The sequence below is a fragment of the Acinetobacter sp. Marseille-Q1623 genome (assembly GCF_902809895.1).
Classification (GTDB): Bacteria; Pseudomonadota; Gammaproteobacteria; order Pseudomonadales; family Moraxellaceae; genus Acinetobacter; species Acinetobacter piscicola_A.
In genome coordinates, this window is record NZ_CADDWG010000001.1 from 1449183 (window position 1) to 1472410 (window position 23228).

The 23228-nt window shown below is 38.0% G+C and carries 27 protein-coding genes; 9 read left to right on the top strand and 18 right to left on the bottom strand.

Annotation, left to right across the window (positions count from 1 at the left end):
* The first annotated feature begins 31 nt into the window (after window positions 1–31).
* Window positions 32–247, top strand: coding sequence for a 30S ribosomal protein S21 (gene rpsU / locus HUV91_RS06865; protein ID WP_001136722.1), 216 nt, complete (start codon window positions 32–34; stop codon window positions 245–247).
* Window positions 248–285: 38 nt separating this feature from the next.
* Window positions 286–732 (top strand): GatB/YqeY domain-containing protein, encoded by a 447-nt coding sequence (locus tag HUV91_RS06870; RefSeq protein WP_065992076.1) that lies wholly within the window; start codon window positions 286–288, stop codon window positions 730–732.
* Window positions 733–997: 265 nt separating this feature from the next.
* On the opposite strand, the gene HUV91_RS06875 is transcribed toward HUV91_RS06870, so the two are convergent.
* From HUV91_RS06875 to HUV91_RS06935, 13 genes are all read right to left on the bottom strand, one after another.
* Window positions 998–1363 carry a hypothetical protein gene (locus tag HUV91_RS06875; RefSeq protein ID WP_130072734.1) on the bottom strand — a complete coding sequence of 122 codons (366 nt, stop codon included), beginning with the start codon at window positions 1361–1363 and terminating at the stop codon, window positions 998–1000.
* 111 nt (window positions 1364–1474) lie between these two features.
* On the bottom strand, window positions 1475–2914 hold the full coding sequence (locus HUV91_RS06880; RefSeq protein WP_228721867.1) for a M48 family metalloprotease: 1440 nt from the start codon (window positions 2912–2914) through the stop codon (window positions 1475–1477).
* A gap of 88 nt (window positions 2915–3002) precedes the next feature.
* Window positions 3003–3974, bottom strand: coding sequence for a 2-hydroxyacid dehydrogenase (locus HUV91_RS06885; RefSeq protein WP_174492950.1), 972 nt, complete (start codon window positions 3972–3974; stop codon window positions 3003–3005).
* 40 nt (window positions 3975–4014) lie between these two features.
* Window positions 4015–4719 (bottom strand): hypothetical protein, encoded by a 705-nt coding sequence (locus HUV91_RS06890; RefSeq protein ID WP_174492951.1) that lies wholly within the window; start codon window positions 4717–4719, stop codon window positions 4015–4017.
* A 141-nt stretch (window positions 4720–4860) separates the two neighbouring features.
* Window positions 4861–6750: a M48 family metalloprotease gene (locus HUV91_RS06895; RefSeq protein ID WP_130073038.1), complete on the bottom strand. Its 1890-nt coding sequence runs from the start codon at window positions 6748–6750 to the stop codon at window positions 4861–4863.
* A gap of 134 nt (window positions 6751–6884) precedes the next feature.
* A complete protein-coding gene (gene purF / locus HUV91_RS06900) occupies window positions 6885–8429 on the bottom strand; it encodes an amidophosphoribosyltransferase (RefSeq protein WP_174492952.1) in 1545 nt (514 codons plus the stop codon).
* A 24-nt stretch (window positions 8430–8453) separates the two neighbouring features.
* Window positions 8454–9044, bottom strand: a complete 591-nt coding sequence (locus tag HUV91_RS06905; protein WP_130072738.1) for a CvpA family protein — start codon at window positions 9042–9044, stop codon at window positions 8454–8456.
* Between the two features lies 1 nt (window position 9045).
* Window positions 9046–10050 carry a quinone-dependent dihydroorotate dehydrogenase gene (locus HUV91_RS06910; protein ID WP_130072739.1) on the bottom strand — a complete coding sequence of 335 codons (1005 nt, stop codon included), beginning with the start codon at window positions 10048–10050 and terminating at the stop codon, window positions 9046–9048.
* Between the two features lie 90 nt (window positions 10051–10140).
* On the bottom strand, window positions 10141–10620 hold the full coding sequence (gene gspM / locus HUV91_RS06915) for a type II secretion system protein GspM (protein WP_130072740.1): 480 nt from the start codon (window positions 10618–10620) through the stop codon (window positions 10141–10143).
* A complete protein-coding gene (gene gspL, locus HUV91_RS06920; RefSeq protein WP_174492953.1) occupies window positions 10620–11762 on the bottom strand; it encodes a type II secretion system protein GspL in 1143 nt (380 codons plus the stop codon). Before gspL ends, gspM begins: the two co-directional genes overlap by 1 nt.
* Before the next feature lie 39 nt (window positions 11763–11801).
* Window positions 11802–12257, bottom strand: coding sequence for a phosphohistidine phosphatase SixA (sixA, locus tag HUV91_RS06925; protein ID WP_174492954.1), 456 nt, complete (start codon window positions 12255–12257; stop codon window positions 11802–11804).
* Between the two features lie 71 nt (window positions 12258–12328).
* Window positions 12329–13402: an NAD(P)H-dependent glycerol-3-phosphate dehydrogenase gene (locus HUV91_RS06930; protein ID WP_130072743.1), complete on the bottom strand. Its 1074-nt coding sequence runs from the start codon at window positions 13400–13402 to the stop codon at window positions 12329–12331.
* A gap of 56 nt (window positions 13403–13458) precedes the next feature.
* Window positions 13459–14043, bottom strand: a complete 585-nt coding sequence (locus HUV91_RS06935) for a nitroreductase (protein ID WP_130072744.1) — start codon at window positions 14041–14043, stop codon at window positions 13459–13461.
* Window positions 14044–14252: 209 nt separating this feature from the next.
* Between HUV91_RS06935 and HUV91_RS06940 the strand changes: the two genes are divergently transcribed.
* Window positions 14253–14633, top strand: coding sequence for a hypothetical protein (locus tag HUV91_RS06940; RefSeq protein WP_130072745.1), 381 nt, complete (start codon window positions 14253–14255; stop codon window positions 14631–14633).
* Window positions 14634–14723: 90 nt separating this feature from the next.
* Here the strand turns inward: HUV91_RS06940 and rhlB are convergent, their stop codons facing one another.
* Window positions 14724–15875: an ATP-dependent RNA helicase RhlB gene (gene rhlB, locus HUV91_RS06945; RefSeq protein ID WP_174492955.1), complete on the bottom strand. Its 1152-nt coding sequence runs from the start codon at window positions 15873–15875 to the stop codon at window positions 14724–14726.
* A 124-nt stretch (window positions 15876–15999) separates the two neighbouring features.
* Window positions 16000–16212 carry a cold-shock protein gene (locus HUV91_RS06950; protein ID WP_004822370.1) on the bottom strand — a complete coding sequence of 71 codons (213 nt, stop codon included), beginning with the start codon at window positions 16210–16212 and terminating at the stop codon, window positions 16000–16002.
* A 391-nt stretch (window positions 16213–16603) separates the two neighbouring features.
* Between HUV91_RS06950 and HUV91_RS06955 the strand changes: the two genes are divergently transcribed.
* The 6 genes from HUV91_RS06955 to HUV91_RS06980 all read left to right on the top strand — a co-directional run bounded on the left by HUV91_RS06955 (window position 16604) and on the right by HUV91_RS06980 (window position 20041).
* On the top strand, window positions 16604–16843 hold the full coding sequence (locus HUV91_RS06955; protein ID WP_130072747.1) for a sulfurtransferase TusA family protein: 240 nt from the start codon (window positions 16604–16606) through the stop codon (window positions 16841–16843).
* A gap of 162 nt (window positions 16844–17005) precedes the next feature.
* Window positions 17006–17875, top strand: a complete 870-nt coding sequence (rpoH, locus tag HUV91_RS06960; RefSeq protein WP_130072748.1) for an RNA polymerase sigma factor RpoH — start codon at window positions 17006–17008, stop codon at window positions 17873–17875.
* A 147-nt stretch (window positions 17876–18022) separates the two neighbouring features.
* The gene (locus tag HUV91_RS06965; RefSeq protein ID WP_174492956.1) at window positions 18023–18388 is read left to right on the top strand and encodes a DUF423 domain-containing protein; all 366 of its coding nucleotides are present in this window, start codon (window positions 18023–18025) and stop codon (window positions 18386–18388) included.
* A 37-nt stretch (window positions 18389–18425) separates the two neighbouring features.
* On the top strand, window positions 18426–18623 hold the full coding sequence (gene thiS / locus HUV91_RS06970; protein ID WP_174492957.1) for a sulfur carrier protein ThiS: 198 nt from the start codon (window positions 18426–18428) through the stop codon (window positions 18621–18623).
* 14 nt (window positions 18624–18637) lie between these two features.
* On the top strand, window positions 18638–19423 hold the full coding sequence (locus tag HUV91_RS06975) for a thiazole synthase (RefSeq protein ID WP_174492958.1): 786 nt from the start codon (window positions 18638–18640) through the stop codon (window positions 19421–19423).
* A gap of 177 nt (window positions 19424–19600) precedes the next feature.
* Window positions 19601–20041: a surface-adhesin E family protein gene (locus HUV91_RS06980; protein WP_174492959.1), complete on the top strand. Its 441-nt coding sequence runs from the start codon at window positions 19601–19603 to the stop codon at window positions 20039–20041.
* 75 nt (window positions 20042–20116) lie between these two features.
* Here the strand turns inward: HUV91_RS06980 and HUV91_RS06985 are convergent, their stop codons facing one another.
* The 3 genes from HUV91_RS06985 to prfA all read right to left on the bottom strand — a co-directional run bounded on the left by HUV91_RS06985 (window position 20117) and on the right by prfA (window position 22943).
* On the bottom strand, window positions 20117–20728 hold the full coding sequence (locus tag HUV91_RS06985; protein ID WP_130072753.1) for a glutathione binding-like protein: 612 nt from the start codon (window positions 20726–20728) through the stop codon (window positions 20117–20119).
* Between the two features lie 308 nt (window positions 20729–21036).
* Window positions 21037–21855: a peptide chain release factor N(5)-glutamine methyltransferase gene (gene prmC / locus HUV91_RS06990; RefSeq protein ID WP_174492960.1), complete on the bottom strand. Its 819-nt coding sequence runs from the start codon at window positions 21853–21855 to the stop codon at window positions 21037–21039.
* Complete coding sequence (gene prfA / locus HUV91_RS06995; protein WP_130072755.1) at window positions 21855–22943, bottom strand: peptide chain release factor 1; 1089 nt, start codon at window positions 22941–22943, stop codon at window positions 21855–21857. The genes prmC and prfA overlap by 1 nt, the downstream gene beginning before the upstream one ends.
* Window positions 22944–23228: the final 285 nt, after the last annotated feature.

A 23228-nucleotide genomic window follows, 5' to 3' on the forward strand; every position in this document is an offset into this window, starting at 1 on the left:
GATCTTATCCATAACTTAATGAGGATTCTTCATGCCACAAGTTAAATTGAAAGAAGGCGAACCAGTAGACGTAGCGATCCGTCGTTTCAAACGTTCATGCGAAAAAGCAGGTGTTCTTGCTGACGTTCGTAAACGTGAATTCTACGAAAAACCTACTCAAGAACGTAAACGTAAAAAAGCTGCTGCTGTTAAACGCTACCAAAAGAAATTGGCGCGTGAATCAGTACGTACGACTCGCCTTTACTAAGATTTATTTGTGAATGATTGACTGACTGGACAACTTAAATGACTACTTTAAAAAACCAAATCACTGACGTTTTAAAAGCCGCTATGCGTGCTAAAGAAATGGATAAGTTAACGGTAATACGTGGTCTACAGGCAGCAATCAAGCAAATCGAAGTCGATGAGCGCATTGAGCTTGATGATACTCAGGTTCTTGCGGTCATTGAAAAGCAAATCAAACAACGCAAAGAGTCGGTTAAAGCCTTTTTAGGTGCTAATCGCGAAGATTTAGCTAGTAAAGAACAAGCCGAAATCGAGGTTTTATCTCAATTTCTACCTGAAGCTATGTCAGAGGACGAGCTTGATTCTCTCATTGCGCAAACAATTGAAGCGCAAGGTGCTACTAGTATGAAAGATATGGGTAAGGTGATGAATTCTCTACGTCCGATCATAGCCGGACGTGCCGATCCTGCACAAGTTTCGAGCAAAATTAAAGCAAAACTTGCTTAATTTCCCAGTCTAAAATCTATCTATTGTTTGGTTTGGTCTATTCATACAGCAATAAAATTATTTTGCAATGAAATAATCACTGTTGAATAGCCCAAATGAATTCTCTATATTCTTCTCATCTTATCTAAACAAACACTTCCGATTTTCAAGCTAACTTTTTACGGCACATCTATTTTAAATACATATACTTTTAATATGCACAGCTTCAATATTTAAAATCTAACATTTAAAAGCAGTAAATATTTAATTTCGACATGCATTTCATTTAACTATGATTCAAATCACACTGAATATTATATTTTTTAAGGATTTGCATCTCAGGTGAACTATTGACCTTATTAATTACATCTTGTTTCGTGATTGACATATAAGATGGCGGTAAACTACTGCGATTTTCATCTGTCACTTTATACATATCATCCACGTAAGTTTTTACGATGGCACAATATTGTGTTTTTTGTTGTGCATCAAACTGCGTGATTTGAGGGTTGAGACTGCGTAAAAAGTTTTTCATTTGCATATTGTATTGCGTTGAAATTTTTTCAACTTGTCTTGCATAACGTTCCACCGAGTCCGCCACTGCATGTTGTGCACACCCCACGAAAAGTAAAACTGCCATTATTTTTTTCATAAATTTACTTAAAAATTAAAAGAGTTGATTTTAGAATAAGATTAACTTTTTCCATAGAAAATAGATATTTATATTTGTTACAAAGTGAACATTCAAACATTTTTTGTGCAATTAAATCTTTAATTTACGTTCATCTTGCATCACTTTTAAGCGTGTATCAATGCGTGCGGTCATTGCATTATTCCCTTTTGCCAAACGTTGTGCATGCAATAAAGATTTAATCGCATTTTCCTCGTCCCCCCCCCAATACTGTACTTCTGCACGGTAATACAATACATTCACTGTACGTAACGGATTATTTTTATCTAAATTTGCAGCTTGTTGTAATAATTGCCAACCTTGTATATCGGTTTTATTTTTGCTGACAAAACGATTCACCAATTTTTCAGCATCTTGCCCTTTATTCTGTCGAATATACACCTCAGCAAGCTTATAATTTAAAGCACGGTTTTCAGGCATGATACGTTGTTTGTTGATAATCGCTTGATAAGCATCTTCAATTTTATTTTGCCCTAAATAAACATCAGTTTGAATAATATGCAACAAAGTATGATCAGGATTTATTTTCTTTGCTGTATTTAAATAGCCCTGTGCTTTGGCATAATCACCTTGCTGTGCATTAAACTCACTTGCAGCTAAAAGTCCAGCAAAACTATTTTGTTGAATTAAACCCTCTAATTGTTGTTGTGACGTCTGTCCCGAAACTGCCGCTGTATACCACTTAATCAGCTCAAACTCTTGTTGATTATTATTTATTTGCACTCGTGGAAATTGGTTGGCACGTAAACGAGCCTCACTCATTCGCTCACTCGTTAAGGGATGAGTCAACCAAAAATCAGGTAAAAAACTTAAACGACTAGTGGTACGGTGCATAGTTTCAAAAAAATCAGCCATGCTTTGTGGATTATAGCCCGCACCATACATCAATTGCATACCAATACGATCAGCTTCACGCTCTTGATTACGACTATAAATAAGCTGTTGATCCATCAATGCGGCTTGAGAGCCCAGCATAACTGCACTCCCCACATCGCCATCTGCCTTAGATGCTAAAGCAGCCCCCACAATAATGCCAGCAAGTGCCAATAAGCCCTGTCCCTTAAATGCTTCTTGCGAACGGCTATAATGACGCTGTGTCACATGGGCAATTTCATGTGCCATCACCCCTACCACTTCATCCATATTCTTTGAAGAAGTAACCATTCCCGTATTTAAAGCAAATAATCCACCAGGTACAGCAAAGGCATTAATTTGCGGATCCTTCACAATCACTAAACCAATCGGAGAGCCCATTTGGGTTTGACTTAAAATACGGGAAAAGACCAGCATAAATTGGTCTTCTAACCAAGGATTTTGCACAATGGGCAGTTGGTGCTGTACCTCTCGATACACTTTTTCACCAATTATTTTTTCTTTTTGTTGATCAATTAAGCCGATACCACTACCAATCTCAGGAATTTCCACTTGTGGTGTATGCACTGGGTAAAAGTCTTCTATTGCATGCACAGTACAGCTCAAACTTAAACCCAATGTCAGCAAAATCTTTTTCAATGCCATACTCTAACAGATATTTCCTACCACTATAGCATTGGAATTAGCACAAATTCGAGACAAAATGTAGCAGTTTTTTAACGACATTTTAGCTAGAAAAATTTTCATTGACCAAATAACGGGGTACACGATCTTCAAGTGCATCAACAAGATTTTGATAAGCCAACTTCACCATTTTTTGTCGTGTTTCAGCCGTTGCTGACCCAATATGAGGCAACGTCACCACATTTTCTAAGTCAAATAATGGCGACTGTTGTAAAGGTTCTTTTTGATAGACATCCAAACCTGCAGCAAAAATTTTGTTCTGTTGCAAGGCATCAATTAAAGCCTGTTCATCTACCACCGAGCCGCGAGAGATATTCACAAAGACCGCATGTTTTTGCATCAAATCAAATGCTTCTGCATTGATCAATGCTTTAGATTCTGCATTTAAGTCTACAGCAACCACGACAAAATCAGACTGTTGTAATAAATCTTTTAGACTACGGTATTGTGCATTGAGTGGTTGTGCCAATTCTAATTTTTCACGCCGATTATGATACAAAATATTCATATTAAAACCATGAAAACCCCGCCGTGCAATGGCTTCACCAATATGACCTAAACCAACAATTCCAAGTGTTTTACCAAAAATTTCTTGCCCAAACTGCGCCCCACTGACTGTACGCTTCCACTCACCTTGCTTCGTCCACTGATCCAAACTTGGGACTTTTCGTGCAGCACTCATCAGCAACGTAAATGCTAAATCTGCTGTAGTTTCAGTCAGTACATGTGGTGTATTACTCAGCCAAATTTTCTTTTGATTTAAATAAGCCACATCATAATTATCATAGCCGACACTCACCGATGAAATAATTTTTAATTTTTGTGCAGGTGCTAAATTAGTTTCATTTAACAAACGCCCTGCACCAATCATTGCATCGGCATCCACAACATGTTGACGAATTTGCTCATTCACATCACCCATCTTAGGATTAATCACAACCACGTGATACTGTGCTTGCAATGTTGCTAAAACATCAGCATCAATTTGGCTAAATACGATCACTTTTTTCTGCATCACCTATCCCTGTTGTGCTTTCTTTTCTTAAATGTTTAATCTACTGCGATTGTTGCATAAATTGCCATAAACGACGTTTTAATTTTGGTTGTTGCAACATCTCTTGCAAACTTGCCAACTGAATAATATCCGCATTATGCAAATGTGGAATCTCACCTAAACTCAGGACAACTTTATCTTGTCTGAGCGCATCCAAAAAGCCTTGAATATACATCGAAACACCACGACCATCTTGAAATTGCAAGATTGGAAATGGCCACTTCAACTCAAAATACTCACCGAGTAATACATTCTGAATATTCAACCAAAGTTTTTGTTGCGCTGCATTCAGCTGAGTTGCATCGATGATGATCACACAACTTTTCAAGCAAAAAGCCTGCAACTCAAATGCTGCGATTGTTTGCGCTTCAACTATTTCATTAACAAGATTTTTTTGTGCTGTTTCAACAACTGTAACAGTTTGATCTGTTGTTAAAGATGCATCTTGAATCGAATCTACTCGAGCAGATTGCGCTTGAGTAGCGAATTGCTGAAGATCTAAGACAGGATTTAACGGTTCTTTTGGTGTTTCAGATGTGGCACGATCAACATTAAATTGGAGATTTGAAGTGATCTCTTGCGCCGCAACATCACGGTATAATTGGTTTTGTACGTGACGTACAGACACATCTTTCTTGGGAATCCAAAGATCAATCCCCATTGCAGCCAAAATACTTCGCTGGTGTTCCTGTACCTTCACATTCATCACATTATTCAACTTTCTATTCGATGCATATTCTACCGAGCTTTGCATATTTTTGCTGTGTTTTATATTTACCTGCACATTTAAACAGCAATACTTTTGCATTCACAGTGTCACTATAGATCAGATTTTAAATCTGAAAATTTAGATAATCATCACACTATTTTTCTTTTGCATTTGATCTACAATTTCTTCAGTTTCAAAACCTAAACGCCAATACAAGAGTTCTAAAACATCCAATTCATCTTGGGTAATAATGCGGTCATTCCACAAACACACTTCCGCAACACCCAAAATACTTAACCGATCTCGCAATAATAATCCCGCAATATCATTTAGAATTTCACTGAGATCAATGGGTTCATCTGAAATTTCACGGAATAATTCAAGTTCTTCTTTACTCAGAACACGCTGTAAAATGTGATAGCGTGCTTCCAGTTGATTTTCACTATTAATCTGCTGTACATGGAGTAAAGCATCAATCAAACGTACAATCTGCGGTTTAACAATCTCTAAAGAGGAAGGTGTATGAATGGGTAAGAGATGCAGTTCTGCTTTAACTCGCTCAATCAGCAAAGCATCCAGTAAACCAATCTCACCATCTTCTTGAATAATTTTAGCCAGTTTAGTCACAAATTGACGTGCGCTCGTTGCAGGCATATTGCCCAAATTGGCACATGCATCATGAAAAATTTGAATATGCACCCGTCCATCCAAATGTAACAGGGCATCTACAATTGCACGACTCACCTCCGCATTAGATGGAATAAATTCTCGATATTGTCGAATCATCAAAATGGCCACCATCACTTCACGTGAACCTGTGGGGGTTTGCATCGCCCGTTGCAACAAATCTGGGCGTTGCATTTGTCGTCGAACTTCAGAATTTAATGGTTTAATCGCATCGTTCAATGCAAAACTAATCGGAGATAAACGAATTAAAGGCAAAGGCTGTGGCGAAATCCACGGTGTATAAATTTCTGTATTTAATTCTTCTAAAGGACGCATCAACACAAATAAAGGCTGACTACGTAATTTTTTCAAATTTTCAATTTGTAAATCTTGTAATAATGTGGGATTCAACTCATAAATGCGATCTTCAATACTAGGGTGAATATTCAACCAACTTTGTGGACTGAGTGAGTTTGCAAAACACATGTGCGCAATTGATTCTGAATATTCACTATGAATCTGTGACCCTGCATGATGCACATAGATTCGCAACAATGTTTGTATATTGGCATTATTTAACATCAAGCGTTTGGTTTTATAATCGTTATAAAACGTTCGCCCACCCAAAGTAAAATATTTAATCAAACGAGAAATCAAAATCCCCATACTACCAATGAGCCAAATCACCCCCCCAATTGCAACAAAACTTGTTTCAAACTTGTGGCGGCGACCTTTCTCATAGACAGCAAAACCTTGTTTGGCAATTTTACTGCCAATCTGACTAAAAGACGTTAAGCCACTATACAAAATTTTCAGACGAGTATTTTCTTTCGCTTCACCTGATAAAATTTGGTTGAACTCATGCCCCAATAAACCATAAAGTTCTAATTCATCAAGGTTTTGTAATGCTCCCCAAGTTAAAATAATTACAGTATCTCGTGGATGAAATCCCGCTGTTAAAGCATTTACACCAATTTCATCAGGCAAAACATATACAGTTGGACTATCAATATCAAAATTTTGTGCTAATTTTTCCGTAATTTTTAAGGCAATATTTTCTTCTGGCGTACTTTCTATTAAATTTAAGCGTCGTGCTTTAAGCTGTTTCGCTAATGAATGCCCACCTGCACGAAAAATATAAAACTCATAAACGATTGAGCCTAAAATCACGATCAGCAACAAACTCACGCAAAATGGACTAAGAACGTGCCAAAAAATTGATTCCGAAGGATGTACATAATGAACCAACAACCCTAAAACAGTATTTAAAATAAAAATAGTAATGAGCACTGCAACAGAACAAATACTTGCAGACCAAAGTATATTCTTGTTTTTTATTAAATAATGACTGACATCTTTCAATGTAAGCATCCTCATTACATTGTTAGGATATTGAAATAAAAAATCATCTCATCGGATTTTTTGATGAAAAATATCATAGCGCAAAAAAAGCGGGAATGCCCCGCTTTTTTAACAGTTTAATTCTACTTTAAGAATTAAGAACTTTCTTTAATACCACTGAGATCGACTGATGCTGCATCAATATTGACATCAATATAACCATCTTTTTGCTTTTTCGCTAAGTCGTTACGACTCATCGCCAAATCATCTAAATATGCGGTATCAATATCACCTGTGACATAAACTCCATCAAATACAGAACAATCAAAGTCTTGTACTTCAGGCACTTTGCTGGTTTTTACCGCAGTTTTTAAATCTTCCAAATCTTGGAAAATTAAGCGATCTGCACCAATAATCTCTTGAATTTCTTCAACACTACGATTCGATGCGATCAACTCCGACTTCACAGGCATATCAATACCGTACACATTTGGATATTTCACCATCGGCGCAGCAGAAGCAAAATACACTTTCTTCGCACCAGCATCACGTGCCATTTGAATGATTTCATTACACGTTGTACCACGAACGATTGAGTCATCGACCAAGAGTACATTTTTACCTTTAAACTCAAGCTCTACAGGGTTGAGTTTTTGACGTACAGACTTTTTACGTTGTTGCTGTCCTGGCATGATAAAGGTACGACCGATATAACGGTTTTTCATAAACCCTTCACGGAATTTCACACCTAAAGCATTTGCCAACTCTAATGCAGAAGTACGGCTTGTATCTGGAATCGGAATAACAACATCAATATCGTGTTGCTCACCCCAGTCACGTAAAATTTTCTGCGCTAAAGTCTCACCCATTTTCAAACGTGCTTTATACACTGAAATACCATCAATGATGGCGTCTGGACGTGCAAAATAAACATATTCAAAAATACATGGGCGATAACGTGAATTGTCTGCACACTGTTGGGTAAATAGTTGACCCTGTGCGTCAATAAACACCGCCTCACCTGGGGCAATATCACGCTCTACTTTAAAACCAAGTGCAGTAATTGCCACTGATTCAGACGCAATGATATATTCTTTTTCACCCGTCTCAAGCTCACGTGAACCATAAATCAATGGACGAATCCCATTCGGATCACGAAAACCTACAATCCCATGCCCAGTAATCATAGCAACCACACCATAAGCACCTTTACAGCGCTCATGTACACGTTTTACCGTGTGGAAAATATCTTCAGGTTTTGGCTCTAAAGTACCGCATTTTTGCAACTCATGCGCAAACACGTTAAGTAAAACTTCGGAATCAGAATCTGTATTCATATGACGCAAGTCAGTCTTGAATAAGTCATCATGAATATCAGCTGCATTGGTCAAATTACCATTATGTGCAAGCGTAATTCCATACGGCGAGTTCACATAAAATGGCTGTGCTTCAGCACTACTTGATGAACCTGCCGTTGGATAACGTACATGCCCAATTCCATAGTTACCTAATAATGCACGCATATGACGAGTATGGAATACATCGCGCACCATACCATTGTCTTTTCTGAGAAATAATCGACCGTTATGACAAGTTACAATCCCAGCTGCATCCTGTCCTCGATGTTGTAACATCGTTAACGCATCAAATAACATTTGGTTAACAGGTGACTTACCGGCTATACCAACGACTCCACACATAGCTACCTCGCAGACCAGCTAGGATTAATAAAATGGGTTCTTAGTTGAGTGTATTGAGCGATCTTCTGACGAGGAAGACTGACTCGAAGACTCCGTTTTTGAAGCATCCTTAGGATAATCTTCAGAATGAATATGATTCAACGCTTCATTTGCCGCATCTTTAGACAGAGCTGTTGCTAAAGGCGCATAAGGCAAAAGTGTTTGAATAACTTTAGACTGTTTCCATACAGGTGAACTTTCCACCCAAGGTCCTAAACCTTGCATTGTTATGAGGACGATGAACAAACCTTTCAAGGTACCTAAAGTGCCACCCGCTAAACGATTGAGTGGTCCAAGCTTAAACGTCTTTAAAATTTTATTCAGTAATGCAGTTACGATCCATGTCAATACCACAATAATTAAGACAATAAATGCAAATGCAGCAATTTTTTGTACTACAGGATCTTGACTGAGTACGCTCATGGTGGGCGCGAAAATAGCTGAATATTTTGCTGCAACAATGAGTGCAAAAACCCAACCCACTAAGTTCGCAAAGGCATTAACAAATCCTTTTCGCAAACCGTTTAGCCCTCCAATGAGCAAGAGTATAAGTACAATAATATCTACGGTGTTCATTTTAGGTCATAGCATCAACGCAATCTTTAATTAAAACCGGACCTGTATAAATCATACCACTGTAAATTTGTACTAGACTTGCACCTGCTTGTTGTTTAGCAACTGCTTGTTCACCTGATAAAATCCCACCCACACCAATAAGCGGAATCTGATCTTTTAAGATCTTTGCAAATGCTGCCAAACATGCTGTACTTTTTTCAAAAACTGGTGCACCTGACAAACCACCTGCTTCATCACCAAAAGGTAAACCTTCAACTCCTTCACGTGACAAAGTGGTATTGGTGACAATTAAACCGTCTATTTTAAATTCTAATAACTGTGAAGCAATAAACTGAATATCACTTTGTTCTAAATCTGGCGCAACTTTTAAGACCAAAGGGACATAATGCTGATGTTCTTGAGCAAGTTCAAGTTGACGCTTTTTCAACGTTTCAAGTAATTCAGTCAGTGCATGACCACTTTGTAATGAGCGTAAATTTTTGGTATTTGGTGATGAGATATTGACCGTAATATATGATGCATACGCATATACTTTTTCAAGGCAAATCAGGTAATCTGAGACAGCGTCTTCAACTGGTGTTGTGGCATTTTTACCGATATTGATGCCTAAAACGCCCTTAAATTTTGCAGCTTTTACATTTTCGACTAATTGATCGACACCATCATTATTAAAACCCATACGGTTTATAATGGCTTTGGCTTCTGGAATACGAAATAAGCGCGGTTGCGGATTACCTGCTTGTGGTTTTGGTGTGATTGTACCGATTTCGATAAAACCAAAACCTAACGCTGCTAAAGCATCAATATATGCACCATTTTTATCCAAGCCTGCTGCAAGACCGACTGGATTTGGAAACTCAATGCCCATACAAGTGACAGGTTTAGGCGCAATTTTCTGACGCATTGCACCGACTTTATGCGCTGATTTTAACAACGATAATGTCAGTTCATGTGCACGCTCCGGTGCTAAAGAAAACAACAATGGGCGAGCAAGTGAATACATCATAGCTACAAAAGTCTACTGCTTTTTAAGTTGCCGTATTATAGGCACAGTATAGAAAAAAGGCTATGCTTCTCACTGCTTTATTTTCACTGCTTAATGCACTGTCGCTGTTAATTTAATCTGTCCATCCGCTTTCGCTAATTCCATTTTTTCAATACTGACACCCATTTGCGCAATTTGTGTCAAAAAATTTGCCAAGATGGCATAATTTTCATGTTGCCCAACAATTTGAAACTGCTCTCCGACTTGCTGACTCGCAATCGAAAGACCTTGTTGTTGAGCCACACGCTGGATTTTATCAGGTACAGTCAGTGACAAATCATCTGCGGGTTTCATCGTAACCACATTACTTTGCATCCAAACCACGAGGTCTTTAAGCTCATTTAAACGCTTTTGTTGATTTTCTGCTGCCCGATGCGTATACCACAATGCTGAACCAATGATTGCGACGGTCACAAAAATCGTGGTGAAAATCACCATTACACGCTCACGCACTGTCATTTTATCAAGCTGATCTGAGATTTGATCTGCTAAAGCATCAAACTTATTTTGGATATTTTCAAATGCTTTCATTATTGTATTTTCACCAAGCCAACCACTGAAGTACCTTGCGTTTGTATCGCACCAAGTTCTGCTTTAAAACCTTGTTGATTCAACTGCTGTACCAAATTTTGTAATTTATCCGAACTATTCGCAACCAAATCCATATTTAAAATCGCAGTATCATAATTGACTTTATTCGCCACAATTTGGTGCTGCATCAAAATCGGTCCAACACGGCTCAGTAACTGTAAAGCCTGAGTATTCGCACTTTGACTTAAACGCAAATTACTTTCAAATTGACTTTTAATATTTTGCTCAGTCACCCGACTATTTGCACCAAACCAAGATTTATACTGATCTATAGCAATCACTGCTGTCTGATCTGCGACCTTTTTCAGCTTTACCCAGCGCAACGCATCAAAACTCAATTGCACAGCAATCAAAGCCACACATAGCAGTGCACATGCCTTCCAATAACCTGACACAGCACCATTTGACTCTTTGGCTTTTGGCAAAACATTAAAGGGATGATTTTTCGCTTTTTTCGGTACAAAAAATTGATAATTAAACGGCTCTAAGCAATCCGAAGTGGTCATTGCAGACACACTTTCTAACTGTTCTGCTGTGAGTTGCGCATATTTATAATGACGCTCTTTTGCTGCATACTCTAAATACACACCTAAATCATCTATAGAATTGCCCGCCCATTCATTTTCACGCACCAATAAACGACCATTTAAATGAGCAAGCACAGTTTGATGCTCAGTTGGTACAGGTAAAATCAAGAAGTCCGGTAATAATGAAACAATTTTTACAGGCAATAATGACAATGAATGCTGCATCGTAGTGACAGCGTGCTGATTGATCCCCAAGATAGTCACTTGATTCGGTGCTTGAAAATGTGAAAACACCTTCATCTGATCAATTGGAACAATGACATATTCTTCTAGTAAATATTTTAAGCCATCTTGACCTAATTTTTTATACTGCTCTTTGCTTAATTCTTGTTGAAGAATTTGCACTTCACGACTTGGAAAATAAACAACTGCTTCTTGTGCTTGATGTTCTTTCAACACTTGAATCACTTGCTCAAGCGTTGCAGCCGTTTTCCATTCTTCACCACGAGACCATTGCCAAACTCCATCGGCTTCTGGCATCCATAAATACAACATTGCTTGTGTTCTGCCGTGTAATTTGTTTTTAAAAGACTTTTATACTGTTGGAATAAAGGCTTTTTGTTGTGTAGATAATCCTTGTGCAATGACGCTTTGCTCATAGATTCGAGCTTCTGCCAATGCATATGGATGAAAATTTTCATGGGTTAATTGCTCTGCAATATGAGCAACCACATTCATGTGACACACAACCACAATATTTTCAAAAGGTAATTGCGCCAACCAATCAATGGCTTGTTTGGCATCATCATCTGGTTTGATCTTATCACAGATCAACACATTTACATCGTGAAAGTGTTTTTGAAGATGTGCTAAGGTTTCCTGCGCACGCAACAATGGACTCACCACAAAAATATCAGGTTTCACTATATCTTTTAAGAAATCTGCTGTTTGTTGAGCTTGTGCATGACCACGCTCAGTGAGTGGACGTTTATAATCATTTCCATTCAAAGGTGGTGCTGCTTCACCATGACGCACTAAAGTCAGTTGCATAAAATTTCCTTATGGCTTTGCAATGAATTATACCCATTCTTTATGACAACACTATCTCCGTTTCGCATTTTTTAAACCGCATGATGCGGCAATACAAACTCAACATCACTGCGATGTCCATTTTTCATTAAAGAAACCGCAATATTTAACGGTGGTGCACCTTCAAAAATCACTTCATGCAGTGCTGTGGTAATTGGCATATATACATCCAATTCTTTTGCACGAGTATTCACTTGCATAATCGTATTAATCCCTTCAGCAGTTTGCCCGAGCTCTTTGGTTGCTTGTTGCAAGGTTTTTCCCGAACCTAACGCAAAACCCACTTGATAATTACGACTGAGTGGACTGTTACAAGTGGCGAATAAATCCCCCACACCAGACAAACCTAAAAATGTTAATGGATTGGCACCCAGTTTGACTGCAAAACGACTCATTTCCGCCAAAGCACGAGTCAAAATCATACTTTTGGTATTTTCACCCACCTTATAAGCTGCTGCCATACCCATTGCCACAGCATAAATATTTTTCAGCGCACCACCGAGCTCAACCCCATGCACATCATCACTGGCAAAAACACGGAACAAAGCACTATGTAAGGCTTGCTGCACGGCATAGCGCACTAACTCAGAATCACTAGCGATCACAGTTCCAGCTGGCTGCCCTGCCATAATTTCTTTGGCTAAATTTGGTCCCGATAGCACACCATAAGGTACTTCTGGTAATTCTTCACAAATAATATCACTCATAAAGCAAAAGCTTTTTGCTTCAATCCCTTTGGTCAAAGACACCACGGCTTGTGAACTAATAAAAGGCTTAATTTGCTTTAAAACATCACGAAAAGAATGACTTGGAATCGCCACTAAAATAATATCACGATCACGAACTGCTTTTTCTAAATTGGATTCTGCTTTCAAGCCCATTTCTAAAGGATAATCAGGCAAATAACGTTTATTCACATGCGTTGCATTCATTTCTGCTGCAACATTTTCATCACGAATCCAAATGATTGTATCACAGCCATTACGGGTGGCTGTATTTGCCATCGCAGTTCCGAAACTACCACCACCTAGAACAGTGACACGCAATGCAGTTTTTTGATTCAACACTACGGGTTCAACCAAATCCGTAAATTTAAGCTCTGACATTATTGTTATCCTGATTTATCACTATTGAGATTAACACTGATTTCTATCTTTATATTTTAGCTTTGATCTACCTGCCAAGTACTCACATAATCATGTGTACTTTGTTCAGCACGTGGTCCGATGACTTTCGCAGCAGTTCCCACATAAATAATCCCTGAAATCAGATCATGCACATTTAAACCTAATTTCGTTTTTAATAATGCAGACTCTACCACAGCACCACTACGCCACATGCTTGCAAAACCTTGCGCTTGTAAAGAAAGTAGTAAATTCTGCACCGCTGCACCAGTACTTAAAATTTGTTCAAATTCGGGAACCTTTTGATGCTCTACAATTTTAGTCACTGCCAAGATTAATAAAGGTGCACGAAATGGATGATGCTTCACGCGCTCTACTTGCGCAGCATCGACCTCACCCAAGTCTTGGATCGCTTGTGCTAGCAATTCACCAAAAGCTTGACGTTGCTCTCCTGCCACCACAATAAAACGTGTTGGTTTGAGGCGATGATGGTCAGGCGCAGTCAAAGCAGCTTGAAATGCCATCTCCAATTGCGCTGCATTTGGTGCAGGCTCAATCAAATGCCCAACGGACTGACGTTGATGAATATTTTGATGCACAATTTGAAGATTTGAATCCATCATTAACCATGTTCTACAAAAACCTTTTCCAACAAGATTAGCATAAACTTTCAGAAAATCATGCTATTTACTGAATTTACCTTGCACAATTCTTCGTATTTCACAGGATTACCATACAAAGCATCATTTTTAATACATATTTGGACATTTTTATTTGCATTCCTATGCTGCAATATCATCATCTTTCTATTTAAGATTTTTAGGGCGGATTTATGAAAAAAACTCTTGTAATCGCATCTATGTTATCCAGCGCTGTTTTGTTTACAGCGTGTAGCTCAAACCCCACACAAACTCAAGCGATTCAAAAACCCAATAATCAATATGAAGTAACAGGTTTGGGTAAAAGCCAAATTATTTCTAAAAATAATGCCATTACCGCAGCAAATAATGCCTGTGGTAAAAAAGCAGCACCTGTTGTTGTAGACGAAAAAGTTGAATTTAATGGCGCATTAAAAGGTGTATTTGACGAACAAACCGGCAAAATGATTACCGCAGCAGCAGGTGTTTTAGGTTCAGTCATTGGTAAAGGAGGTATTGAAAAAGACACAGATTACCAAACCACGCTCACCTTTAGCTGCCAATCAAAACTTTAAAATTCTAATTTAAAACAAAAAACCGCTCAAATTTGAGCGGTTTTCAGCAAGAATCATTCACACGATTTGACGTATTTAATCAGCAATGAATTAACAATAACCCTCTAAACGAGTTAAAGGTAATTTTTGACCAATCGCTTTTTCAATCTCAGGTAAATAAAAAGCATCATCTTCAGACAAGAAACTAATACTAACGCCTTGTGTACCCGCACGACCTGTACGACCAATACGATGCACATAATCATCAGACTGTTCAGGCAACGTAAAGTTAATCACATGTGACACACCATCAACATGAATCCCACGACCTGCCACATCGGTTGCGATCATGATATTGTGTTGCCCATTTTTAAATTGGTCTAACATTTTCAAGCGTTTGTCCTGCGCAATCTCACCTGATAACATCACGACCTTATAATGATCCCGTTTTAAGTGGTCATATAATTTACGTACTTGATCACGACGATTTGCAAAGATCATTACTTTTTCAATCGGTTCATCACTTAATATTTCACGTAATAATTTATACTTATCACGATTTTCAACCACATAAACACGTTGCTCTACATCTGCATTGGTTTTCTTTTCAGGTTCAATTTCAACTGTGACAGGCTCATACAACCATTGTTGTGCTAGATTCAACACATCATAACTAAAGGTTGCAGAAAATAATAAAGTTTGACGTTGTTCTTTTCGTGGTGAATATCGCACAATGCGTTTTACCGATGGAATAAAACCCATATCCAACAACCGGTCAGCCTCATCAATGACCAAAAATTCAATTTGATCCAACCAAACTTCTTTTTGTTCTGTAAAATCAATCAAACGTCCAGGTGTTGCAACAAGAATATCAACGAATGCTTCATCTAGTTGCTTACGTTGTTTGTCAAAATCTACACCACCGACCAAAGTTAGCACGTTTAAATTTGAAAACTTAACCAATTCACGCGCATCATTTTCGATTTGAATCGCCAACTCACGTGTTGGTGCAAGAATTAAAGCTCGTGGCTCACCACGAAAACGCTTTTCTTTAATTGGATTATTGAGTAAATCATTAATAATACTGACTAAAAATGCAGCTGTTTTTCCTGTTCCTGTTTGCGCACGCCCAATCGCATCATGTCCTGCCAAAGTATATTTCAATACTTTTTGCTGAATGGGGGTCATTTCTTTAAACCCTAAACTATCAATCGCTTGCTTCAGTTGTGGATGTAAATTTAGGGTTTCAAAACCTGATGACATATATACGTGCTCTAACTATTAACGACTGAAATAATGTGGTTATTATAAACAAAGATGACCATAAACAAAAACGCCCCAATTCATTAAAATTGGAGCGCCACTTAAGTTTCTACAAACTTAAGAATTAGTCTAAAGGCTGAACTTCTTCAGCTTGAAAACCTTTTTGACCTTGAACAACGCTAAATTCAACACGTTGACCGTCACGTAGTGAACGGTGACCGTCGCCTTGAATTGCACGGAAGTGTACGAATACGTCATCGCCACCAGCGCGTTGAATAAAGCCAAAACCTTTAGTATCATTGAACCATTTAACAACGCCTTGTTCACGAGCTGTCATAAGTTAATCCTCAGTTATTTAGAAAAAAGGACCACCCGGTGTTGCAAACAGCAGAGCAAACAAAGTTTAAAATTTCTTGTAATTTCAAAGCTTGTAATCATTCTGTAAGACTATTAACAAAATCCCGGTTACATCCACTTGTAATAAAGGAGAGCAAACAGTTTTCACCGTCCCTCTCTTAAAGTACGCAACGAGCTTAACATGGGTGAATCACAATTAATAGAATTTTTTTAGATAATTATAAGATAAATATTTTCACATTTTTATCACTTAATCCCACAAGTCTCTATAAACGCTAATTTATGGAAGTAAATAAATTAATACTTTGGGCAAATCCGTTTTCTTTGTTACACTCAAATATTGTTGATAGATAAATGTTATTGCTCAAAAAATGTCTGAAAATTTTGACTCTTCTGTGATCAGTGTCGATGCCATGGGTAAGCCTTGTCCTATGCCACTGTTGTTGCTTAAAAAGCAATTAAAAAGTTTACAAAATAATCAAAATATTTTGTTAAAAGCCTCTGATCCACACAGTGAAATTGATGTTTTGCGGTATTGTGAGCTGCATCAATTACAATGCCAATTCAAACAAATTTCAGAAAATGAGTTTCATTTTTTAATCAGAGTTTAAGTCTTTTCATTTTTAATTCATAAATATTCAATATTTTGCGTTAATACTTGTATAATTGAATAAAAGTTTACATTTCTATACCCAATTTTCCTTAATTATGAATGCAAATACAATTAAGATGAAAGCCATGGTATTACCACTATTATCCTATAAGGAGAACTCATGAGTGACAGCAGCAATCAATTGATGCCCCTGTCCTTATCTGCGCCAGGTGTAAATCTGGGTGCTTATATCAGCACTGTCAACCAAATTCCAATTTTGACAGCCGAACAAGAAAAAGAGTTGGCTGAGCGTTATTTTTATGATCAAGATTTAGATGCAGCCAAAATGTTAGTGATGTCACACTTACGTTTTGTCGTCCATATTGCCCGTAGCTATGCAGGCTATGGCTTGCCACAAGGTGACCTGATTCAAGAAGGTAACTTAGGTTTAATGAAAGCTGTTAAACGCTTCGACCCGAATATGGGAGTGCGTTTAGTTTCTTTTGCAGTGCATTGGATTAAAGCTGAAATTCACGAATATGTTATTCGTAATTGGCGTATTGTCAAAATAGCAACAACCAAGGCACAACGTAAACTCTTTTTCAATTTACGTAGCTTAAAAAAATCGAGTAAAAAACTCACGCTAGAAGAGGCAAAATCCATTGCCAATGACTTGAATGTTACGCCAGAACAAGTCCTAGAAATGGAAGGTCGTTTAACGGCATACGATGCTGCTTTTGAAGCACAAGGTGATGACGACGATGAAGGTTCAACCCATGTTGCTCCAGCGCTTTATCTTGAAGATAACCGTTATGATCCTGCCCGTTTGATCGAAGAAGAAGATTATGAAGAACAAAGCACATCTGCATTACATGATGCGATGGAACAGCTTGATGATCGTTCACGTAATATCTTACAACGCCGTTGGTTAGATGACGATAAATCAACCTTGCATGAACTTGCTGCTGAATATAATGTTTCTGCGGAACGTATTCGTCAGTTAGAAAAAAATGCCATGGAAAAAATCAAAGTGGCAATGTCATCAAATTAAAGTAACCATCAATAAAAAGGGCGAATTGCCCTTTTTATTTTGCCTATGATTTCAACTAAAAATAGTCTTTGTACTGTATTTTAAGCGCAATTCTCTTGCTAAATTATGTTAAGGTAACGTGCAAATTCTTTGGGATGACCTTGGTTTATGTGGATCGCAATTTCAGCACTTAATCTTGCTATTGCTGTCATGTTAGGTGCATTTGGAGCGCATGGTTTAAAAAAAATCGCCTCGCCTGAACAGTTGGCTTGGTGGCAAACAGCGACTGATTATTTTTTCTATCATGCGCTTGGCTTATTGGCTTTAGGTATGATCAGCAAAGTGCTTCCTACTCTACCCATTAAAATGAGCTTTATTCTCATTCAAATTGGGATTTTTTTCTTTTGTGGTTCACTGTATGTTATGGCTTTGGGCTTACCCCGTATTTTAGGTGCAATTACTCCCATTGGTGGTGCACTCATGATCGCAGGTTGGTTGCTACTGGCATGGCATGCGCTCAAACACGGAAATTAAGCACATCTCGTTGAAATAAAATAGATATGGACGCATCATGCAAATATTTTTAAATGGCGAAGCACAACAGACGACTTGTGAAAATTTACAGCAACTCATTCAAGCGCTCGCACTTGAAGGTAAACGTTTTGCCGTAGAAAAAAATGAAATGATCATTGCTAAAAGCAAACTTGAGCAAACCCCCATCGCTGATCAAGATCGAATTGAAATTATTCACGCTGTCGGTGGCGGCTAATTCGGAGTATACCCATGCAAGACTCTCCCCTTATTATTGGTTCTCGTACATTTAATTCTCGCCTTTTGGTCGGCACAGGCAAATATAAAGATTTAAATGAAACAGATTTAGCCATTCAAGCCAGTGGTGCAGAAATCGTGACGGTAGCGATTCGCCGCGTCAATATTGGTCAAGATCCTAACCAACCCAATTTACTGTCTGTGATTCCACCTGAAAAATATACCATTTTACCCAATACTGCAGGTTGTTTTGATGCTAACAGCGCTGTGCGTACCTGTATGCTTGCACGCGAACTGCTTGATGGTCACAATTTGGTTAAACTTGAAGTTCTAGGTGATGAAAAAACACTTTATCCCAATGTAACTGCAACGCTTGAAGCTGCCCGCACTTTGGTTGAAGATGGTTTTGAAGTCATGGTCTATACTTCTGATGATCCTATTGTAGCGCAAGAACTTGAAAGCATGGGCTGTGTTGCCATTATGCCTTTAGGCAGCTTGATTGGTTCAGGTTTAGGGATCTTAAACCCACACACTATTTCCATCATCAAAGAAAATGCCAAAGTCCCTGTTTTAGTCGATGCTGGTGTCGGTACTGCTAGTGATGCTGCGATTGCCATGGAATTAGGTTGTGATGGTGTGCTCATGAACACAGCGATTGCTGCAGCGCAGAATCCGATCTTAATGGCATCTGCGATGAAAAAAGCGGTCGAAGCAGGTCGTGAAGCCTATCTTGCAGGTCGTATGCCACGTAAACGTATGGCAAATGCTAGCTCGCCTGAAACGGGTTATTTCTTTAAATAAAAGACTAAATAAGATGCTTGAAAGCATTATAAATTTTAGCAACACGATTAAGGTTACTTCGGTAGCCTTTTTTAATTTATTCAAATCATTCTATCTATTTAAAATTTTCACTAACTGTTAAAATATCATATACATATCATTATATTATTCATTTAAAATTCACAATCGGGGGATCAAGTGAGTTCAATTAAATATGCAATTTTTGGCATTTCATTACTCATTCCAGCACTTTCTTATGCAAATGATTGGATACGCATAACCTCAAGTGATGAAAGCCATTTATATCTGAATGTACCAAGCATCAAAGAAAAGAAACAATATAATCAAACCCTTGTACAAGGATGGCTTAAGTCAGTTATTTTTAATGATCTCACCCAAGATGGTCTTGCAGTCGGCGACTATTATATGACGCTTTATCAAGCAGATTGTAATGAACAAAAATTTGGTACTATCACACAAACTAAATATAAAAAAGACAAAGTTTTTGGTCAAAGCTATCAACCTTATTCAGTCAATATGCAATATGCAATTCCTGAAACAATTGGAGAAAGCATTCTCGAATCTCTGTGTCTCGCCAATGAGATTAAACAAGGTCGCATAAACCCAAATGATGAATAATCAGTTTTCGTCATCTAATGATAAATATAAAAAAACAGCCTGTTTAGGCTGTTTTTTATTGTTTGTATGGATCAATCAAGGAATTAAACCTTCATCACGCATCGCAATTTGTACTGATTGACGCTCAGCAACTAAGTTACGTAGTGCAACGATATTTTTAAATGGTGTTAAATCATGATGAATCACATTCGACCAATTGGTCAGGACAAATAAATAGGCATCCGCAGGTCCAAAACGGTCATTCACCAAATAATCGTATTCAGACTCACCCAAATAATCATCAATATATTTCAACATTTTATCTAGGGTTGCATAACCACGCTGTTTTTCTTCTTCAGAAACGGCTGGATTAAAAAACACCGCATATTCATCGTGTAATTCTGAGTTTAGATACCCCAACCACTCCAAAACTTTCGCACGCCCCAAACCTGAGGGTGGAATCAAATCTTGCCCTGCATCATGTTGTGCAATAAAAGGAAGAATGGCGACATTTTCAGTTAAGATCAAGCCGGGATTAATTTCTAATGCAGGAACATAGCCTTTAGGATTAATTTCGTAATAATCTGCACCTTTTTCAGTCGTGTGTGTTTTTAAATCAACACGTACTAGATCAAAATCAACATTAATTTCATTGAGTAAAATATGAGCAGCTAAAGAACACGCACCTGGAGAATAATACAACTTCATATCTAATCCTTGTTATATGATTGTTTCAGTTTTAAAAGGCTTATACCGCAATTTCAAGGGATAAAACATGAAAATTGCAAATAAGCGTAAATTTTATAAATTCGGCTACACTTTGAATATTCAGCAAAATGAAGTTTTTTTCAAGTCAAAGTTTGCCGTATTAGACTAATCGATGTTTTAACATACGTTTCTTTAAAATTAATGAAATACTTTGAAGTTCTAGAAAGGTCGATCATAAAAAAGCAGAATCATTTAAATTCTGCTTTTTTATATCGTGAGGAGACATGAAACGCTAATTCAATCAGGATTTAATTTTGCCACTGCGCTAAAGTGACACGGTCATTTCCACCATAGTCCTTGACTGTACGGATTTCTTTAAATCCATATTTTTGGAAAATACCTTGTACCGCCTCAGCTTGATCATAGCCATGTTCTAAAGCAATCCAACCTTGATGGGTTAACCAATTTTTACCTTGTTTAATGATAAGCTCGATATCTGCTAAGCCTTGGTTTGCTGCGACCAAAGCACGCTCAGGTTCTGATGCTAAATCACGCATATGTACATCGTCCGCATCAATATACGGTGGATTCGATACAATCACATCAAAATATTGACGATTAAGCGCTTCAAACCAATTGCCTAAATAAAATTTCACATGAGTTAAATCATGCTTTTTCGCATTAGACAATGCAACCTCTAAAGTTGGCTCATAGATATCTGTCGCAATCACAGACCATTCAGGTCGTTCACTCGCTAAAGATAAAGCAATTGCGCCCGTTCCTGTGCCTAAATCAACAATACGTGCATCTTCAGGGACATCAAGATGTAATACCGTTTCCACCAAAACTTCTGTGTCGGGACGTGGCACTAAAGTATCTTTTGTTACGGTTAAATCTAAAGTCCAAAATGGCTGTGAACCTGTAACGTATGCTAATGGCTCACCATCCGTAATACGTTTTAAACCCTCAACATATTGCTGTTCCTGCTCTGTTGTCAGTTCTTGCTCTTTTTTCATCACCAAATCAAAAGAATCAATTTTGGTAATGTGTTCAAGCAACCACGCATTTTCTTGACGCTCATAGCTTTCTGGCTCACCACGTAAAGCAAGCGCTTGTGCGATATTCATTAGCCACCGTTCTGCTGAGCAAGAAGTGCCAACTGATCTGCTTGATATTCACGATGTAAACTATCAAGTAACTCTGTCAAATCACCCTCCATTACTGCATCTAGCTTATATAAAGTTAAGTTAATACGATGATCTGTCATACGACCTTGTGGATAGTTATAAGTACGAATACGTTCAGAACGGTCACCTGAACCGACCAAGTCACGGCGCATTTCTGAGGTTGCAGCATCTGCAGCCGCACGTTTTGCATTTTCTAAACGTGAAACTAATAGAGCCATCGCTTTAGCCTTGTTCTTATGCTGTGAACGCTCATCCTGACATTCCACCACTGTACCTGTTGGAATATGGGTAATACGCACTGCAGAATCGGTTTTGTTAATGTGCTGACCACCCGCACCTGACGCACGATAGGTATCGATACGTAATTCGGATGGGTTAATTTCTACAGTCGTATCCACATCAATTTCAGGTAAAATCGCAACCGTACATGCAGACGTATGTACTCGCCCTTGAGATTCTGTCGCAGGAACACGTTGCACACGATGTGCACCACTTTCAAATTTTAAGCGACCATACACGCCTTCACCATTAATCAGGCAAATAACCTCTTTATAACCGCCATGTTCGCCTTCATTTTCAGACAAGATTTCAATACGCCAACCTTGTGTTTCAGCATATTTACTATACATACGAAATAAATCACCCGAGAAAATGGCTGCTTCATCACCACCTGTTCCCGCACGAATTTCTAAATAGGCTGAGTTGGCATCATTGGGATCTTTAGGAATCATTAAAATATTCAGATCCGCTTCTAAAGACTCAATCAATGCTTTATTTTCTTTAATTTCTTCAATTGCCATGTCTTTAAAGTCAGGATCTGAAGTCATTTCCTCAGCCGTAACAATGTCTTCTTCAGCTTGTTTATATTTTTTCCAAACATTGGTAATTTCAGTCAAATCATTATGTTCACGTGACAAGTTACGAAAACGTTTGTTGTCTGAAATCACTTCCACATCGGCAAGTAAAGCCTCTAATTCTTCGTGTCGATCACACAATTGGTCTAATCGTAAACGTAACGACTCTTTCATTTAACTAAAATCTCAAGCTTAAGCTTACCCCAATTCATTGACGATAATATGCAGTATCAGAATAAATACGGTAAGACATTTTAAAAATTGTGCCTAGTTTAACGATTCTCGCTTTTAAATGACACAGCAAACTCAACTTCTGTTTATTTTTCATAAGATAAATATTTTTATGGCCCTCCATCAGGAATACGCTCTCTAAATGGAGGGTTGTAACTGAAAAAACCAAGACTCAATGCAAAGTCGATATTTATTTCATGTCTAAATCTACAGCATTTTTAAATTTGG

Excerpts from the sequence above, each read along its gene's own strand:
- rpsU (WP_001136722.1), top strand. The coding sequence starts at position 32 with ATGCCACAAGTTAAATTGAAAGAAGGCGAACCAGTAGACGTAGCGATC.
- HUV91_RS06870 (WP_065992076.1), top strand. The coding sequence starts at position 286 with ATGACTACTTTAAAAAACCAAATCACTGACGTTTTAAAAGCCGCTATG.
- HUV91_RS06875 (WP_130072734.1), bottom strand. The coding sequence starts at position 1,363 with ATGAAAAAAATAATGGCAGTTTTACTTTTCGTGGGGTGTGCACAACAT.
- HUV91_RS06885 (WP_174492950.1), bottom strand. The coding sequence starts at position 3,974 with ATGCAGAAAAAAGTGATCGTATTTAGCCAAATTGATGCTGATGTTTTA.
- HUV91_RS06890 (WP_174492951.1), bottom strand. The coding sequence starts at position 4,719 with ATGAATGTGAAGGTACAGGAACACCAGCGAAGTATTTTGGCTGCAATG.
- purF (WP_174492952.1), bottom strand. The coding sequence starts at position 8,429 with ATGTGTGGAGTCGTTGGTATAGCCGGTAAGTCACCTGTTAACCAAATG.
- HUV91_RS06905 (WP_130072738.1), bottom strand. The coding sequence starts at position 9,044 with ATGAACACCGTAGATATTATTGTACTTATACTCTTGCTCATTGGAGGG.
- HUV91_RS06910 (WP_130072739.1), bottom strand. The coding sequence starts at position 10,050 with ATGATGTATTCACTTGCTCGCCCATTGTTGTTTTCTTTAGCACCGGAG.
- gspM (WP_130072740.1), bottom strand. The coding sequence starts at position 10,620 with ATGAAAGCATTTGAAAATATCCAAAATAAGTTTGATGCTTTAGCAGAT.
- gspL (WP_174492953.1), bottom strand. The coding sequence starts at position 11,762 with ATGTTGTATTTATGGATGCCAGAAGCCGATGGAGTTTGGCAATGGTCT.
- sixA (WP_174492954.1), bottom strand. The coding sequence starts at position 12,257 with ATGCAACTGACTTTAGTGCGTCATGGTGAAGCAGCACCACCTTTGAAT.
- HUV91_RS06930 (WP_130072743.1), bottom strand. The coding sequence starts at position 13,402 with ATGTCAGAGCTTAAATTTACGGATTTGGTTGAACCCGTAGTGTTGAAT.
- HUV91_RS06935 (WP_130072744.1), bottom strand. The coding sequence starts at position 14,043 with ATGATGGATTCAAATCTTCAAATTGTGCATCAAAATATTCATCAACGT.
- HUV91_RS06940 (WP_130072745.1), top strand. The coding sequence starts at position 14,253 with ATGAAAAAAACTCTTGTAATCGCATCTATGTTATCCAGCGCTGTTTTG.
- rhlB (WP_174492955.1), bottom strand. The coding sequence starts at position 15,875 with ATGTCATCAGGTTTTGAAACCCTAAATTTACATCCACAACTGAAGCAA.
- HUV91_RS06950 (WP_004822370.1), bottom strand. The coding sequence starts at position 16,212 with ATGACAGCTCGTGAACAAGGCGTTGTTAAATGGTTCAATGATACTAAA.
- HUV91_RS06955 (WP_130072747.1), top strand. The coding sequence starts at position 16,604 with ATGTCTGAAAATTTTGACTCTTCTGTGATCAGTGTCGATGCCATGGGT.
- rpoH (WP_130072748.1), top strand. The coding sequence starts at position 17,006 with ATGAGTGACAGCAGCAATCAATTGATGCCCCTGTCCTTATCTGCGCCA.
- HUV91_RS06965 (WP_174492956.1), top strand. The coding sequence starts at position 18,023 with ATGTGGATCGCAATTTCAGCACTTAATCTTGCTATTGCTGTCATGTTA.
- thiS (WP_174492957.1), top strand. The coding sequence starts at position 18,426 with ATGCAAATATTTTTAAATGGCGAAGCACAACAGACGACTTGTGAAAAT.
- HUV91_RS06975 (WP_174492958.1), top strand. The coding sequence starts at position 18,638 with ATGCAAGACTCTCCCCTTATTATTGGTTCTCGTACATTTAATTCTCGC.
- HUV91_RS06985 (WP_130072753.1), bottom strand. The coding sequence starts at position 20,728 with ATGAAGTTGTATTATTCTCCAGGTGCGTGTTCTTTAGCTGCTCATATT.
- prmC (WP_174492960.1), bottom strand. The coding sequence starts at position 21,855 with ATGAATATCGCACAAGCGCTTGCTTTACGTGGTGAGCCAGAAAGCTAT.
- prfA (WP_130072755.1), bottom strand. The coding sequence starts at position 22,943 with ATGAAAGAGTCGTTACGTTTACGATTAGACCAATTGTGTGATCGACAC.